General features: G+C 54.7%; 15 protein-coding genes and 1 other annotated feature (1 of these 16 running past the window's edge). Of the genes, 13 read left to right on the top strand and 2 right to left on the bottom strand.

Features of this window, described 5'->3' with window-relative positions:
- Positions 1 to 162: a sequence feature (ribosomal protein L10 leader region), on the top strand (it extends 3 nt beyond the left edge of the window).
- Between the two features lie 13 nt (positions 163 to 175).
- The 10 genes from rplJ (at position 176) to DW724_RS04085 (ending at position 8,751) form a co-directional block, all read left to right on the top strand.
- Positions 176 to 742 (top strand): 50S ribosomal protein L10, encoded by a 567-nt coding sequence (gene rplJ, locus DW724_RS04045; RefSeq protein WP_110435457.1) that lies wholly within the window; start codon positions 176 to 178, stop codon positions 740 to 742.
- A 78-nt stretch (positions 743 to 820) separates the two neighbouring features.
- Positions 821 to 1,192 (top strand): 50S ribosomal protein L7/L12, encoded by a 372-nt coding sequence (gene rplL, locus DW724_RS04050; RefSeq protein ID WP_118564225.1) that lies wholly within the window; start codon positions 821 to 823, stop codon positions 1,190 to 1,192.
- 166 nt (positions 1,193 to 1,358) lie between these two features.
- The gene (rimO, locus tag DW724_RS04055; RefSeq protein WP_118728760.1) at positions 1,359 to 2,693 is read left to right on the top strand and encodes a 30S ribosomal protein S12 methylthiotransferase RimO; all 1,335 of its coding nucleotides are present in this window, start codon (positions 1,359 to 1,361) and stop codon (positions 2,691 to 2,693) included.
- A 6-nt stretch (positions 2,694 to 2,699) separates the two neighbouring features.
- Positions 2,700 to 3,359: a CDP-diacylglycerol--glycerol-3-phosphate 3-phosphatidyltransferase gene (gene pgsA / locus DW724_RS04060; protein ID WP_118760763.1), complete on the top strand. Its 660-nt coding sequence runs from the start codon at positions 2,700 to 2,702 to the stop codon at positions 3,357 to 3,359.
- Between the two features lie 363 nt (positions 3,360 to 3,722).
- On the top strand, positions 3,723 to 4,850 hold the full coding sequence (locus tag DW724_RS04065; RefSeq protein ID WP_118360053.1) for a Gfo/Idh/MocA family protein: 1,128 nt from the start codon (positions 3,723 to 3,725) through the stop codon (positions 4,848 to 4,850).
- Between the two features lie 116 nt (positions 4,851 to 4,966).
- Positions 4,967 to 5,860, top strand: a complete 894-nt coding sequence (locus DW724_RS04070) for a TIM barrel protein (protein ID WP_118360052.1) — start codon at positions 4,967 to 4,969, stop codon at positions 5,858 to 5,860.
- A 200-nt stretch (positions 5,861 to 6,060) separates the two neighbouring features.
- A complete protein-coding gene (locus DW724_RS04075) occupies positions 6,061 to 7,080 on the top strand; it encodes a sugar ABC transporter substrate-binding protein (protein WP_118760764.1) in 1,020 nt (339 codons plus the stop codon).
- A gap of 207 nt (positions 7,081 to 7,287) precedes the next feature.
- Positions 7,288 to 7,419, top strand: a complete 132-nt coding sequence (locus DW724_RS16225; protein ID WP_256372137.1) for a hypothetical protein — start codon at positions 7,288 to 7,290, stop codon at positions 7,417 to 7,419.
- 35 nt (positions 7,420 to 7,454) lie between these two features.
- Entirely contained in the window at positions 7,455 to 8,552 is a 1,098-nt protein-coding gene (locus tag DW724_RS04080) for a sodium:solute symporter family transporter (protein ID WP_118760765.1), read from the top strand.
- A complete protein-coding gene (locus DW724_RS04085; protein ID WP_118360048.1) occupies positions 8,515 to 8,751 on the top strand; it encodes a hypothetical protein in 237 nt (78 codons plus the stop codon). Before DW724_RS04080 ends, DW724_RS04085 begins: the two co-directional genes overlap by 38 nt.
- 274 nt (positions 8,752 to 9,025) lie before the next feature.
- Here the strand turns inward: DW724_RS04085 and DW724_RS04090 are convergent, their stop codons facing one another.
- The gene (locus DW724_RS04090; RefSeq protein WP_118564222.1) at positions 9,026 to 9,877 is read right to left on the bottom strand and encodes an AraC family transcriptional regulator; all 852 of its coding nucleotides are present in this window, start codon (positions 9,875 to 9,877) and stop codon (positions 9,026 to 9,028) included.
- Positions 9,878 to 9,990: 113 nt separating this feature from the next.
- Positions 9,991 to 11,169: an iron-containing alcohol dehydrogenase gene (locus DW724_RS04095; RefSeq protein WP_118760766.1), complete on the bottom strand. Its 1,179-nt coding sequence runs from the start codon at positions 11,167 to 11,169 to the stop codon at positions 9,991 to 9,993.
- 120 nt (positions 11,170 to 11,289) lie between these two features.
- Between DW724_RS04095 and DW724_RS04100 the strand changes: the two genes are divergently transcribed.
- The 3 genes from DW724_RS04100 (at position 11,290) to nifU (ending at position 14,309) form a co-directional block, all read left to right on the top strand.
- On the top strand, positions 11,290 to 12,285 hold the full coding sequence (locus tag DW724_RS04100; protein ID WP_118760767.1) for a putative ABC transporter permease: 996 nt from the start codon (positions 11,290 to 11,292) through the stop codon (positions 12,283 to 12,285).
- Between the two features lie 230 nt (positions 12,286 to 12,515).
- Positions 12,516 to 13,757 carry a cysteine desulfurase family protein gene (locus DW724_RS04105; protein ID WP_110435446.1) on the top strand — a complete coding sequence of 414 codons (1,242 nt, stop codon included), beginning with the start codon at positions 12,516 to 12,518 and terminating at the stop codon, positions 13,755 to 13,757.
- Positions 13,758 to 13,874: 117 nt separating this feature from the next.
- Complete coding sequence (nifU, locus tag DW724_RS04110; RefSeq protein ID WP_118477998.1) at positions 13,875 to 14,309, top strand: Fe-S cluster assembly scaffold protein NifU; 435 nt, start codon at positions 13,875 to 13,877, stop codon at positions 14,307 to 14,309.
- Positions 14,310 to 14,351 lie beyond the last annotated feature (42 nt).

Raw genomic sequence — 14,351 nt, forward strand, 5'->3', positions numbered from 1 at the left:
ACTGAATGAGCTTGGTCAAAGACAGCTGGCGCCGTAAGGCTTAAATGGCGATTTGTTCGCCGCCCGCCGAGGTCAACACAGACATGTTTATTATCATATTTGATTATGTTTTCTGTGTACCCTCCCTGTGTCTTTGCACCGGGAGGGTATTTTTATTTTACAGGAGGTGAAAATGATGCCGAACGCAAAGATTCTGGAAGAGAAGAAGGCTCTGGTCGCTTCCCTGGTAGAGAAGATCAAGAATTCTCCGGCAGGTGTACTGGTCGACTACAAGGGCATCAACGTAGAGGATGATACCAAGCTCCGCAAGCAGCTCCGTGAAGCTGGCGTTGAGTATGCTGTCATCAAGAACACTCTGATCCGCTTTGCAGCTAAGGAACTGGGTTTTGACGAGCTGGATGCGTGCCTGCACGGTACCACCGCTCTGGCAATCTCCACCACCGACGACGTTGTCGCTCCGGCGAAGATCCTGGCTGACTTTGCTAAGACCCACGAGAACTTCACCCTGAAGGCTGGTTACCTGGAAGGTAAGGCCATCGGTGAGGACGAGGTCAAGAAGCTGGCTGCTATGCCGAGCAAGGAAACCCTTATCGCTCAGGTACTGTACAGCTTCAACTACCCCATTATGCAGCTCGCTATTGCTTGCGATGCTATCGTTAAGAAGGCAGAGGGCAATGAGGAAATGAAGGTTGCTGAACTGGTAGCCCCGAAGGAAGCTGCAGCAGAAGAAGCTGCTGAGTAATTTCCCCGCACTGACTGATTTATTCGGTCAGGAACACATTTTAACTTAAAAATTATCTAAAATTGGAGGTTTAATCCCATGACTGTTGCTGAGATTATGGAAGCTGTAAAAGAGCTCAAGGTTATGGAGCTCTCTGAGCTGGTAAAGGCTCTCGAGGAAGAATTTGGTGTATCCGCTACGCCGGTAGCTGTTGCAGGTGCTGTAGCAGGCGGCGACGGCGCAGCTGCTGCTGACGCTAAGACCGACTTCGACGTAGTTCTGGTTGACGCTGGCTCTTCCAAGATCAACGTTATCAAGGCTGTTCGCGAGATCACCGGCCTGGGCCTGAAGGAAGCTAAGGAGAAGGTTGACTCCGCTCCGCAGACCATCAAGGAGGCTGCTCCGGAGGCTGAGGCTAACGAGATCAAGGAGAAGCTCGAGGCTGCTGGCGCTAAGGTTGAGCTGAAGTAAGGTTTCCTTACCGAACCAACTGCTTGCAATCAAGCAATTCCAAAGACGCAGAGTGTTTGCTCTGCGTCTTTTTCTATGCCAAATTTTCCGTCAGTCAGTGGTGACAAACCCGAAATTGTGCGGTATAATAAAATAGAATAATAATGTGGACAAGAAGGAGAATCTCATGCCGAAATTAGGACTTATTTCGCTCGGCTGCGCGAAAAACCTCGTGGACAGCGAGCACATGCTGGCCCGGCTGCGGGACGCAGGCTGGGAGATCACCGAGGATATGACCGAAGCAGACGTTGGCGTTGTCAACACTTGCGGCTTCATCGAAGCCGCTAAGACCGAGGCTATCGAAACCATTCTGGAGACCGCCCAGAACAAGCAGACCGGCAATATGAAGGGGCTGGTCGTGACCGGCTGTCTGGTGCAGCGCTATGCTGACGAGATGCGCGCTGAGCTGCCCGAGATCGACGTATTCTGCGGAACGGGCAGCTATGATGACATCGTGGACGCGGCCAATGCGGCGCTCAAGGGGCAGCAGGCGGCGTATATGGCCGATATGACCTCTGCTGCACTTGATGGCAGCCGTGACCGCCTGACACCCTCGTACACCGCATACTTTAAGATTGCGGAGGGCTGCTCGAACACCTGCGCGTACTGTATCATCCCCAAGCTGCGCGGCCGTTACCGCAGCCGTGAGATGGCATCGCTGCTCGAGGAAGCGCGTGCGCTCTCTGACGCAGGCGTTAAGGAGCTGATCGTCATCGCGCAGGACATCACCAAGTACGGTATGGACCTGCCCGAGCATAAGCGTCTGCTGCCCGAGCTGCTCCGCGAGCTGTGCAAGATGGACTTTACCTGGATTCGTCTGCACTATCTCTATCCCGACCAGATTACGGACGAGCTGATCGACGTGATTGCGGATGAGCCGAAAATCGTAAAGTATCTGGATATTCCGCTGCAGCATGTCTCTAAGCGCATTCTGCGTGCCATGCACCGTCCGGGTGACGGCGCGGAATTTACCAGGCTGATCGAGGATATGCGCGAGCGTATTCCGGGTCTTGTACTGCGTACAAGCCTGATCGTCGGTCTGCCGGGCGAGACCGAGGACGAGTTTGCCGAGCTGTGTGAGTTCCTGCAGAATGTCGGCATTGAGCGTGTCGGTGTGTTTGAGTATTCGCCGGAGGAAGGCACGGAGGCCGCAGAGCTGCCCGACCAGATCGACGACGAGACCAAGCAGAACCGCCGTCTGATCGTCGAAGAGCTGCAGTCCGGTGTGCTCGACGACTACAATACCTCCCGCCATGGTGAGGTCATGCAGGTGCTCTGCGAGGGCTTTGACGAGGAGCAGGGCCTGTGGTATGGCCGTACCTACGCGGATTCGGTCGAGGTAGACGGCCACGTCTACTTTGACGCGGCGGATAACGAGCCGGCGGAAGGCGAGTTCGTGTCCGTTCTCATCACCGAAAGCCTTGGACCCGACCTACTCGGTGTCCGTCAGAAGGAGGCATAATTTCCTATGACAACCGCAAATAAAATCACGCTGACCCGCATTGCGATGATTCCGTTTTTCATCTATTTTGCGGCGCAGCCCATGCTGATCATCGATGAGACCCGGTATCTCGCCGCGTTCCCGACCAGCACGGTCATCGCGCTCGTGCTGTTCTGCGTGGCATCGTTCACGGATTTTCTGGACGGCTATGTGGCGCGAAAGTACAATCAGGTGACGGATTTCGGCAAATTTGTCGATCCGCTGGCCGATAAGCTGCTCGTAGCGTCCGCGCTCATCCTGTTCGTAGAGCAGAAGGCGATGGCAGGCTGGATGGTCTGCGTTATCCTCGCGCGTGAGCTGATCATCACGTCTCTGCGCGTGGTTGCAGCCAATAAGGGCCGCGTGCTCGCCGCAACGTGGACGGGTAAGGTCAAGACCTGTGTGCAGATTGGCGGCATCATCGTCATTTATCTGTATTATATCATCATGGGTGCGCTGGCAAACGGTATCGCCTTCGCGGACGGCGATGGTGTTACCGCTGTTATGTTCATCTCTCATGCGGATGGTATGCCGCTGCTGCTGACTATCGTCGGCTGGGTGGTAACGCTGGTTACCATTTACTCTGGCTATGATTATCTCAAGAAGAACTGGGATCTCATCAAGGACGGCGCGGTAAAGGCAAAGTAAAACCGCATACTGTTTCAGCCTCAGAGGTGCACTTCGGTGCACCTCTTTTTTATTATTTTCTCTGGTGCGGGAACAGGATAAATGTGAAAATTTTCTTATTTTGAAAGACTTTTCTACGCTAAATCGGTATTCGTTCAAGGTGTGCAAACGCACACATCCGGCTCTGTGCAAGCTGTACAAGAGGGAAAATAAAAGAGTAATTTTTGTATAGAACAGAGTTACCCAGTGCATTGTGATATAACCTATTCGCGGATATAATATAGTCAAACAAACGAAAACACCGAAAGTTAAAACAAAACAAAAACTTCTGGTAAATCGTGAAAAGAGTATGTCTAAGACTTAAATGTCAAGGAGGAAATTATCATGAAAGAAATCCGTATTGGTCTGGTAGGTTCCGGCTGGATGGGCAAGGCTCATTCCTCTGCACTGGCTGACGCTGAGATGCTGTTTGGCCCTGACTACGGCACCGCATCCTTCGAGATCGTAGCTGACGCTAACGAAGAGGCTGCAAAGTCCGCTCAGAAGAAGATCGGCTTCAAGCGCATCTCCACCGACTGGCACGATGTAGTTACCGACCCGAACGTAGACCTGGTTGATATCGCTACCCCGAACGCTTTCCACTATGTAGTTGCTAAGGCTGCTCTGGAGAACGGCAAGAACGTATACTGCGAGAAGCCGCTGTCCATCTCCGCTGAGGAGTCCAGAGAGCTGGCTGAGCTGGCTGCCAAGAAGGGCGTAGTTAACTACGTTGGCTTCAACAACACCCAGAACCCGGCAAACGCTTACGTTCGTGAATTGGTTCAGTCCGGTGCTCTCGGCAAGATCATGCGCTTCACCGGCACCTACGATCAGGACCAGCTGCTCGACGAGTCCCTCCCGATCACCTGGCGCCACATCAACAAGCTGGCTGGCTGCGGTGCTCTGGGCGACCTCGGTTCCCACCTGCTGTCCATCTCCCAGTTCATCATGGGCGACATCACCAAGGTAAACGCAGTTGCTACCACCGTATTCCCGAAGCGTCCGAAGTCTGCAGGCTCCACCGAGATGGTTGACGTTGAGAACGAGGACATCATGACCTTCATGGCTGAGTATGCTAACGGCGCTATCGGCCAGATTGCTTGCTCTCGTGTTGCTACCGGCCGTAAGAACTACCTGACCTACGAGATTCAGGGTACCAAGGGTTCTGTTCGTTACGATCTGGAGCGCATGGGCGAAGTTCAGGTTTACTTCCAGTCTGACAACGAGCGCGACCGCGGCTTCCGCACCGTACTGCTCAACCCGCTGATGAAGGGTTACTCCGCATTCCAGCCGGCAGGCGGCATCTCCATCGCTTACAACGATATGAAGATCCTCGAGGTTCACGCTCTGTTCGACGCTATCACCAATGGCGCTGACTATGTAACCGACTTCGAGTTCGGCTACAAGATCGACCGCACCGTAGCTGCTGTTATCGAGTCCTCCAAGACTCACGAGTGGGTTGACGTTAAGTAAGTTGCCCGTTTACATCAATTAAAACATAATGCCGAAACGGTCTCCGGCGGGAGCGATTCCGCCGAGACCGGAAAGGCTGACAGTTTCCTGAATAATTTGACAGGGAGGATAAAATTATGGCTATCAAGATTGGTATTGCACCGGACTCCTGGGGTGTATGGTTCCCGGCAAGCGATCCGAACAATGCAAAGCAGCCCCAGTGGTGGCGCTGCCTGGACGAAATGAAGGTCGCCGGCTATGAGGGCTGCGAGATTGGTCCGTGGGGCTATATGCCGAACGACGATCCCAAGGTGCTCAAGAACGCAATGGACGCGCGCGGCCTGACCCTCGTAGGCGCTACCGAGGGCGGCAACTTCCTTGATGACGCGGCTGTTGAAGGCATGCTCAAGGACATCGACGATATCTCCAAGCTGCTGAAGGCTTTCCCGAGCGCGAAGTATATCGTTCTGCTGCCTCCGATGTACACCAACCTCGCTACCGGTGAGCTGGAGATGAATCCGGAGCTGACCGACGAGGAGTGGTCTACTTACTGCAAGAACGTGCAGAAGTGCGCGGACCGCTGCGCAGCGAACGGCTTTATCGGTCTGTTCCACCCGCATGTTGACAGCCACGTTCAGACTGAGGAGCAGATTGAGCGCTTCCTGAACGACACGACCGTCGACCTGTGCTTCGACACCGGTCACCATGTGTACGGCGGCGGCGAGCCGATTTCCTTCTACAAGAAGTGGGCGAAGCGTATCCCGTACATCCATTTCAAGGACTGCGATCTGGCAGTCAAGGCAAAGATGGACGAAAACAAGTGGTCTTTTGCCAAGGCTGTAACCGAGGATATCATGGTTGAGCCGGGCAAGGGCAGCATCGACTTCACTGCAATGCATAAGGCACTCGACGAGTGCGGCTACGACGGCTGGTGCGTCGTAGAGCAGGATCTGTTCCCGGTCAAGTCCTTCGACGTACCGCTCGAAAAGGCGACCATCGGTCGTGAGAACCTCCGCAAGGCAGGTTTCTAATGAAATAGTAATCGCAATACCCATTTTACAATCGCATCTACACTATTCCCGTTTTCATTATTTTGTTATCCGGTCCCTCTTGAATTTCATCCAACAGAAAATCAAGAGGGACTGCTGATAAAGAGTACACGCAAGTGTGAAATACACAAGCGTAAAAGGGCGCTGAGAGAGCAGGGCCCGGAAAAGAAAGGAGAAAAATTATGAACAAGAAGAGAGTGTTAGCGATGTTGCTGGCAGGCGCGATGGCTTTGTCGATGACCGCATGCGGCGGCGGCAATTCTGCCTCGACCGATGACAGCAGTAATGACGGTGGCGCATCCGCTTCCGGCGGCAGCTACAAGGTCAGCGTTATCCTGAAGACCCTGGCTGCCGAGTACTGGCAGTATGTAAAGTCGGGCGCAGAGGACTATGCTTCCGAGCATTCGGACAAGGTTACGGTAGAGGTTAAGGGTCCAAGCTCTGAGACCGCGTTCGATGAAATGCAGAACATGATCGAGACCGACCTTAGCTCCGGCAGCTATGACGGCGTTATTATCTCTCCGCTGCAGTCGGATACCGCGGCGCAGCTCGTCAGCGGCACCAAGCTGCCGATCGTTGCGATCGACACCAACTTCACGGCACCGGAGGTTAAGTCCTTCGTAGGTACCGGTAACGAAGCTGCTGCCAAGAAGGGCGGCGAGGCTGCTGTAGAGGCTGCCAAGGCTGCCGGCTGGACCGATATCAAGTGCATTGAGATCGCAGGCGTACAGGGCGACCAGACCAACACCGCTCGCATGAACGGCTACAAGGCTGGCGTTGAAGAAGCAGGCGGCACCTTCCTGAGCGACGAAGTACAGTACGCAGACGCAACTGCTGACCGCGCTACCACCGCTATGGAAGCTATCATGCAGACACATCCGGAAGGCATCGCAATCATTTGCGCAAACAACGACGATATGGCTATGGCAGCAGCCCGTGCAGCGCAGGGCCATGACGCATACAAGAGCACCATCTTCCTCGGCTTCAATGGTGACCGCGCTGCTTGTGAAGCAATCCTGGCCGGCCAGATGACGATGTCTGTCGCCCAGATGGCTTACGAGATGGGCTACAAGGCTGTTGAGACCATGGTTCAGGTTCTGGACGGCGAGACCGTTGACGAGTTCGTTGACTCAGGTTCTGACGTAGTTACCCCGGACAACGCGCAGGAGCGCCTGGATACCCTGAAGACGCAGCTCCACTAAGAAAACTGCATTCCGCATAAACGCAGATTGTGCGATAATGTTCACGCGTAAGATCCTCTCTCCGGATCGGCAGGAAAACGCTCCAACGTTCTGCTAATCCGATATGGATATAACGCAAATTTCAAAGATCCTTTCTCTCATTCTATTTCTCTATATGGTGGTGCCCCCTGCTCCTGCCCAAGCAGGATCAGGGGGCATTGCTATGGAATGAAGTTGGATGAGATAGACAAAATTAGCAATTCTGTACAGATTATCCTGCAGGCTGCAGAGAAAAAGAGGGACACGCTGCTGCAAACACCCGTGGCAGCGTATTTACACAGCAAACAAGAGGGGTTTTAAAAAATGGTATTTACACTGGGTTCATTTGTGCAGCGGTGGCATTTGTAAGCTGGCTGAAAACCAGGGGAACGGACGAAACCAGCAAGGACGGCTACTTCCTTGGCGGACGCAGCCTGAGCGGCATGGTCATTTTCGGCTCGCTGATGATGACCAACCTGTCCGCGGAGCAGCTGGTAGGCCGCAACGGTCAGGGCTATGCAGCCGGCATGACTGCGATGGGCTGGGAGACCATGTGCCCGATCGCATTGATGCTGATGGCACTGTTCTTCATCCCGAAGTATTTCAAGCTCGGCATTTCCACTATCCCGGAATTTCTGGAAAGCCGCTTTGACCGCGCAACCCGCGTCATTGTATCGTTCATTTTCCTTGTCGCTTATATTGTAACCATGCTGCCGCTGGTGCTGTACGCAGGCTCGGTAGCGATGGAGCGTATCTTCGGCATTACCGCACTGATGGGCGGCAACCGCTTCATGGCAACCACCGTAATGTGCGTTGCACTCGGCATAATCGGCGGTATCTATGCAATCTTCGGCGGTCTGAAGGCCGTAGCCGTATCGGACTCTCTGAACGGCATTATCTTTATCATCGGCGCGGTCATCCTGATCCCGGTTCTGGCGTTTATCGCACTGGGCGACGGCAGCATCGCAGAAGGCATCCGCATTTTCGCTACATCCTCTCCGGAGCACCTGAATGCGATCCAGCCTGCTGACGCACAGCCGCCGTACATTCCGTGGCCGATGATCGTACTTGGCTGTGGTATCAACCACATCTCTTACTGGTGCACCAACCAGTCCATCATGCAGCGCGTACTCGGCGCTAAGAACCTGAAGGAAGCACAGAAGGGCTCTCTGCTGACTGGTCTTACCTGCGTATTCTGCCCGATCTTTCTGGTAGCGCCCGGCGTTATCCAGTTCATCTATTATCGCACCGTTTCTGCTGTATCTGCCGGCCGGCATCAGCACCTTCCTCAATCAGATGTGGGGTTACTACGGCGTTCCGGTTCTGGCCATCGTTGTTATGGGTATTCTGGCTCCGCGCATGCCGAGCTTCGCACCGAAGGCTGCCATCATTGTCCATATCGTATGTTATGGCCTGATGATGAACCTTCTGCCGTTCCACTTCCTGTACTTTGAAGTAGGCGCATTCGTAATTGACCTGATCCTGATGGCGATTCTGACCAAGGCTGCACCGCGCAAGGAAGCATATGTACTGCCTGACCTTGAGGTTGTTGATATGACCCCGTGGAAGTATCGCAAGCCGGTCATTGCAGTTACGTTCATCCTGCTGGCAGGCATTTATGTGCTGTTTTCTCCTCTGGGGCTGGGCGGCTAAAGGCTTCGCCTCGATTGAAACCACGGTTTCAATCGAATTTCGACGAAAAAACGCGTCTTGCGGACACATTTTTTCGTCCCTTGTATAAAAAGGCAGGCGCTATCCTTGCGCGACTTCTCGGTCGCGCTGCGCGTACACGCCCTGCCTTTTTATGAATTTGCTTCGCAAATTCGATTGAATGCGTGCTGCCGCACGAAGCACATTGCGGACAGCCGGAATTACGATTTACAAGAAGAAAAGACAGACCGTTTTGCGGTCTGTCTTTTTTGTGCGTTTAGAAGGAAATTGACCGGAACGCCGTTGGAGAGATATCGGTTTCCTGCCGGAATGCCCGCGCAAAGTGCGACGCACTGTTGAAGCCGCAGTCCTCGGCAATCTGCTCAACGGTCAGGTCACTGGACAGCAGCAGACGCTTGGACTGACGCAGACGGTATTGCAGCAGATACTCATGCGGCGTACAGCCGACGTATCGCTTGAAGCTGCGGATAAAGTGGGATTTGCTGATGCCGCACATCTCGGCAAGGTCGTTCAGCGAAATGTCATCGGCAAAATGACCGTGAATGTACGCCAGTGCCGGTGCAAGCAGCTCGCTGATGACGGTGGTTCGCACGGTCTGCGATGCCAGACCGCCCAGAATGCTGTGGACGGCAATGGAAATCTGGTGCTCGTTCATGGAGGCAAACTGCGTGCTCATGCCGTACTGCGCCGAGTGCACAACCGTGCGGAACTGGTCCTTGAGCGACAGCATCGGCTGTTTTTCGTGCACAAGGCCGAATCGCTCGGTCAGATATTCGGTGTACTGCTTGCTGCTCGCACCGTTGAAGTGAAACCAGTAGAAGTCAACCTTGTCCGGACACCAGTAGCAGTGCGGCTTGCGGCAGTCGAACAGCGCTATTTCGCCCTCATGCGCCTCAGCGGTCATACCGTCTGTGCGGATGCAGAGCGAGCCGCTGTTGATGTAGATCAGCAGGTATTGGTCAATGCCGTTTCGTTCGATCCGGTAATCGCTGTTGCAGATGAACTGACCGAACTGCGGGCAGTAATACAGCGCGCTTTTCGCAAATTCGGACGGCAGTGAGAAGTCCATGAAGGATGGGGTCAGTACGCCGGTATCTACAATTTGCATAAAATCCCTGCTTTCATTTGTTCTCGATAGCGATGAGATACAGGGGGCGGCTGCTGCACAGCCTTCCCTTCGCAGCTGTTACGCTTATTGCGCTGCCTTTGTCACAGGCGGTTTTACTCCGCCAGCTTATAAATCTCGATGATAGCCTGTTCATCAAGTGCGGAATAGCTCTTGACCGGACCCTTGACCGTGCGGACGGTATTTGCGGCCAGCTGTGCGTAATTCTCCGGCTTGATGCCAAGCTGCGACAGATGCGTCGGCATGCCGATCTCCTCAAAGAAGCGCTTCATGGTCAGGATGCCTTCGCGTGCGGTGCGCTCAGGATGGTGGAAATCCATCTCCACGCCAAATACGCGGTTCGCCAGCTGAGCAAAGCGCGGAAAGTCGTTCTTCATCTCGTACAGCGCCCAGGCCGGGAACAGCACGGACAGACCGGCACCGTGTGCAATCTCATCGCGGAACGCGGACAGCTCATGCTCGAGCTTATGCACCGGGAACAGGCGCTTGCGGCCACAGCCGGTGTAATCGTTATGTGAAACGCTGCCCGCCCACATCAGGGACGCACGCGCCTCATAATCGCGCGGATTGGCGATTGCCCGGCGGCCGGCATCGCGCACGGCAATGAGCAGACCCTCAGCAATGCGGTCGGTAATGTCGCTTTCGCCGCCTTCCGGCGTGAGGTAACGCTCGAGCGTGTGCATCATGATGTCCACAATGCCGCAGCCGGTCTGGAATTTGGACACGGTATAGGTGTTCTCCGGATCAAGAAAGCTGATGCGCGGACGGTTGGTCTCGCTCGTGATACCGCGCTTCTCCTTGGTCTCCTCATTGGTGAGTACGCAGGAGTTGCTGCTTTCCGAGCCGGAGGCTGCCAGCGTCAGTACAGTGCCGACCGGCAGGGTGGTATCCGGCTTTGTGCCGGTAGATGCAAACTGCCACGGATCGGTTTTGGTGGCAACGCCCATGGCGATGGCCTTCGCCGAGTCGATTACCGAGCCACCGCCGACTGCCAGCACAAAGTCGATGCCCTCTCGCTCTGCCAGTGCAATGCCCTTGCGAACAAGCGATACCTTCGGGTTCGGCGATACACCGCCCAGTTCAACAAAGGCAAGACCCGCCGCAAACAGGCTTTTTTCCACACGGTCCAGCAGACCGGAGGTACGGGCGCTCGAGCCGCCGAAGTGTACGAGGATGCGATGTGCGCCGAGTTCTTTCAGACGCGGGCCGATCTGTTCCTCAATATCTTTACCAAATACAATCTCAGTCGTGGTGTGCAGATTAAAATTCAGCATTAGGCGTTCCTGCCCTTCCTATTAAAATAGTATGATTCTATTATATCGTTCCCCTTGCAAAAAGTCAAAAAATTCGATAAAATAGATAAATACGAAATCCGAATCGTGAGGAGTGAGAGCGTGTATTACAGTTATTCCGCCGCCCAGTGGCTGCTGGTTTTCTACCTGTACTGTATGCTCGGCTGGTGCTTTGAGTCCACCGTGGTCTCGGTAGGACAGCGCAGACTAGTCAACCGCGGCTTCCTGCGCGGCCCCATGCTGCCGATTTACGGCTTTGGCGCCGTGATCCTGCTGCATGTTTCGCTGCCGTTAAAGCAGCATCCGGTGTGGCTGTATCTGGCGAGCATGATCGCGGCGACTGTGTTTGAATACATCGTCGGCGTGGTGATGGAGAAGATATTCAAGGTAAAATACTGGGATTACTCCAAGCAGAGATTCCAGTTTCAGGGCTATATCTGCCTGCGCTCGTCACTGTGCTGGGGCTTTCTCGGCCTGATCCTGACGAGCGTCATTCATCCGCCGATTGAAAAGCTGGTGCTCGGTCTGCCGTTTATCGGACTGATCGTGATCGACGTTCTGTTTTCGGCGGCATTTATCAGCGATGTGATCGTATCTGTACGCAGCGCACTCGATCTCGCCAAGGTGCTCGAGGAACTTGATCGTCTGCGCGAGCAGGGAGCCGAGCTGCGTCAGCAGCTGTCCGAGACTGCGCTTGTCGGTCTGACCAACCTGTCCTACCGTGTAGAGGAAGCGCACGGCGAGTTCACCGAGAAGGTGGGCGAGGCGAAGGCGCAGTTTGCCGAGCGTGTGGGCGATGCCAGGGAGCAGCTTGCCGACGCGAAAGCGCAGCTCTCCGAAAAAATGGACGATGCGAAGGAACAGCTTGCCGCCATGCATGAAATGCGCTCCGATGAGCGCAGGGCGCAGACCGAAGCTGCACGCGAGCAGCTGCAGGCTAAGCTCGACGAGCTGCAGCGCCGCTTTGACGAGCGGGCAGCCGCACTCGGCCGCACCCGCAAGAGCCTGCTGCGCGGCAACCCGACCGCCCGCTCCGAGCGTTATACCGAGGTGCTCGAACGGCTGAAAAAGCGCCTCGATACGCACACGCACCGGTAAAACAAAGCTAACCTCCTTATAAAACTACACAAAATGCACAAACTAATGCAAAATGCAGCAGGATATGCGTGCTGTTTCGTCAGTTTTTCACTTGCTAAAATACCCGTTTCGGGTGTATATTAGTAGTACCCGCTGAACCTATCATTTTGCTCGGGTTTTCGCGCGTCGAAAACCGCCTGTTCAGCTTGTGTTTAAGACAACCTTTTTGGACAAAGAAAGGCAGATATACTATGGAAAAGAGATTTGTATATGCGGATAACGCGGCGACGACCCCGATGTCCGAAACTGCGTTCAACGCTATGAAGCCGTGGCTGACCGAGAACTACGGCAACCCGTCCTCTCTGTACCGCATCGGCCGTGCGGCAAAGGAAGCGCTCAACGATGCGCGTACCGTTGTTGGCAAGTGCCTGAACGCGGCAGAGCCGGTCAACGAGAAGAACGACTATGCACCGGGTGAGATTGTATTCACCGGCGGCGGCTCGCAGGCGGACAACCTTGCGATTCGCGGCTTTATGCACGGTCCGTCCTCCAAGGGCCGCAAGCACATCATCACCTCCAAGATCGAGCATCATGCAGTGCTTTACACCTGCGAGGCGCTTGAGAAGGAGGGCTACCGCGTTACCTATCTGAATGTGGATAAGGAAGGCCGTGTAGACCTTGAACAGCTTAAAGCAGAGCTGTCCGAGGACACCGCACTGGTTTCCGTTATGGCGGCAAACAACGAGATCGGCACGATTCAGCCGATCAAGCAGATTGCCGAGCTGGCGCATTCGGTTGGCGCAAAGTTCCACACCGACGCGGTTCAGGCTGTCGGCCATATGCACATTGACGTGCAGGAGATGGGCATCGACATGCTGTCCCTGTCCGGTCATAAGTTCCGCGGTCCGCGCGGCACCGGCGTGCTGTATGTGAAGAAGGGCATCACCCTTGAGCCGCTGGTATACGGCGGCGGTCAGGAGCGCGGTTTGGTTTCCGGCACCGAGAACACCGCAGGCTGCATCGGTCTGGCAGCAGCGATGAAGGAGGCCGTTGAAGGTCTGGACGAGAAGATGGGCTACGTCAAGAAGCTGACGGACAAGCTCGTTAAGGGCATCATGGAGAACATTCCGTACTCCCACTATACCGGCGATCCGGTAAACCGTCTGCCGGGCACCGCTTCGTTCGTCTTTGAGGCGATTGAGGGCGAGGGTCTGATCCTGCGACTGGATAACGCAGGCGTATGTGGCTCCACCGGTTCGGCATGCTCCACCGGTTCGCTCGATCCGTCTCACGTTCTGATGGCGATCGGTCTGCCGCACGAGATCGCGCACGGCTCTCTGCGCCTGACCCTTGGTGAACAGAACACCGAGGAGGACGTTGATTATATCATCGAGACGGTCACCGATGTTGTTAAGACCCTGCGCTCGATGAGCCCGGTTTGGGAGAATGGTCATCCTAACCTGACCGCTGCAACCGAGCTGCACGCACATTAAGATAAGCGGAAACGTATCCCGTAGGGCGCGACGACTCGGCGCGCCGGGGTCGTCGCGCCCTACGATTGATTTTCCTGCAATATATTCATTTGATTGGACAAAAAGGAGATAGATTTTATGCAGTACAGTGAAAAGGTGCTCGACCACTTTACGCATCCGCGCAATGTTGGCGAGATTGAGGACGCAAACGGTGTCGGCGAGGTCGGCAACGCAAAGTGCGGCGATATTATGAAGATTTACCTCAAGGTGTCGGACGACGGCATCATCGAGGACGTTAAGTTCAAGACCTTCGGCTGCGGTGCAGCGATCGCAACCAGCTCGATGGCTACCGAGATGGTAAAGGGCAAGAGCCTGGAGGAAGCGCTCAAGCTGACCAACAAGGCCGTTGCTGAGGCTCTGGACGGTCTGCCGCCGGTAAAGATGCACTGCTCCGTGCTGGCAGAGGAAGCGCTGCGCTCTGCAATTTCCGACTATTACAAGCGTCTGGGCAAGGATCCGTCTGAGATTCTCGGCTGCGATGCAGACTGCGAGACCTGCCACAAGGCAGACTAACACGTATATTTCGCAGAAAATACGCATAACATTAGGGCAGAT

Origin of the sequence: Butyricicoccus sp. AM27-36 (assembly GCF_003480945.1) — a bacterium.
GTDB classification, from domain to species: Bacteria; Bacillota; Clostridia; order Oscillospirales; family Butyricicoccaceae; genus Agathobaculum; species Agathobaculum butyriciproducens.

What these genes read in the sequence shown, in the direction of transcription:
- rplJ (WP_110435457.1), top strand. Translation starts at nt 176, where the DNA reads ATGCCGAACGCAAAGATTCTGGAAGAGAAGAAGGCTCTGGTCGCTTCC.
- rplL (WP_118564225.1), top strand. Translation starts at nt 821, where the DNA reads ATGACTGTTGCTGAGATTATGGAAGCTGTAAAAGAGCTCAAGGTTATG.
- rimO (WP_118728760.1), top strand. Translation starts at nt 1,359, where the DNA reads ATGCCGAAATTAGGACTTATTTCGCTCGGCTGCGCGAAAAACCTCGTG.
- pgsA (WP_118760763.1), top strand. Translation starts at nt 2,700, where the DNA reads ATGACAACCGCAAATAAAATCACGCTGACCCGCATTGCGATGATTCCG.
- DW724_RS04065 (WP_118360053.1), top strand. Translation starts at nt 3,723, where the DNA reads ATGAAAGAAATCCGTATTGGTCTGGTAGGTTCCGGCTGGATGGGCAAG.
- DW724_RS04070 (WP_118360052.1), top strand. Translation starts at nt 4,967, where the DNA reads ATGGCTATCAAGATTGGTATTGCACCGGACTCCTGGGGTGTATGGTTC.
- DW724_RS04075 (WP_118760764.1), top strand. Translation starts at nt 6,061, where the DNA reads ATGAACAAGAAGAGAGTGTTAGCGATGTTGCTGGCAGGCGCGATGGCT.
- DW724_RS16225 (WP_256372137.1), top strand. Translation starts at nt 7,288, where the DNA reads ATGAAGTTGGATGAGATAGACAAAATTAGCAATTCTGTACAGATTATC.
- DW724_RS04085 (WP_118360048.1), top strand. Translation starts at nt 8,515, where the DNA reads ATGATGAACCTTCTGCCGTTCCACTTCCTGTACTTTGAAGTAGGCGCA.
- DW724_RS04090 (WP_118564222.1), bottom strand. Translation starts at nt 9,877, where the DNA reads ATGCAAATTGTAGATACCGGCGTACTGACCCCATCCTTCATGGACTTC.
- DW724_RS04095 (WP_118760766.1), bottom strand. Translation starts at nt 11,169, where the DNA reads ATGCTGAATTTTAATCTGCACACCACGACTGAGATTGTATTTGGTAAA.
- DW724_RS04105 (WP_110435446.1), top strand. Translation starts at nt 12,516, where the DNA reads ATGGAAAAGAGATTTGTATATGCGGATAACGCGGCGACGACCCCGATG.
- nifU (WP_118477998.1), top strand. Translation starts at nt 13,875, where the DNA reads ATGCAGTACAGTGAAAAGGTGCTCGACCACTTTACGCATCCGCGCAAT.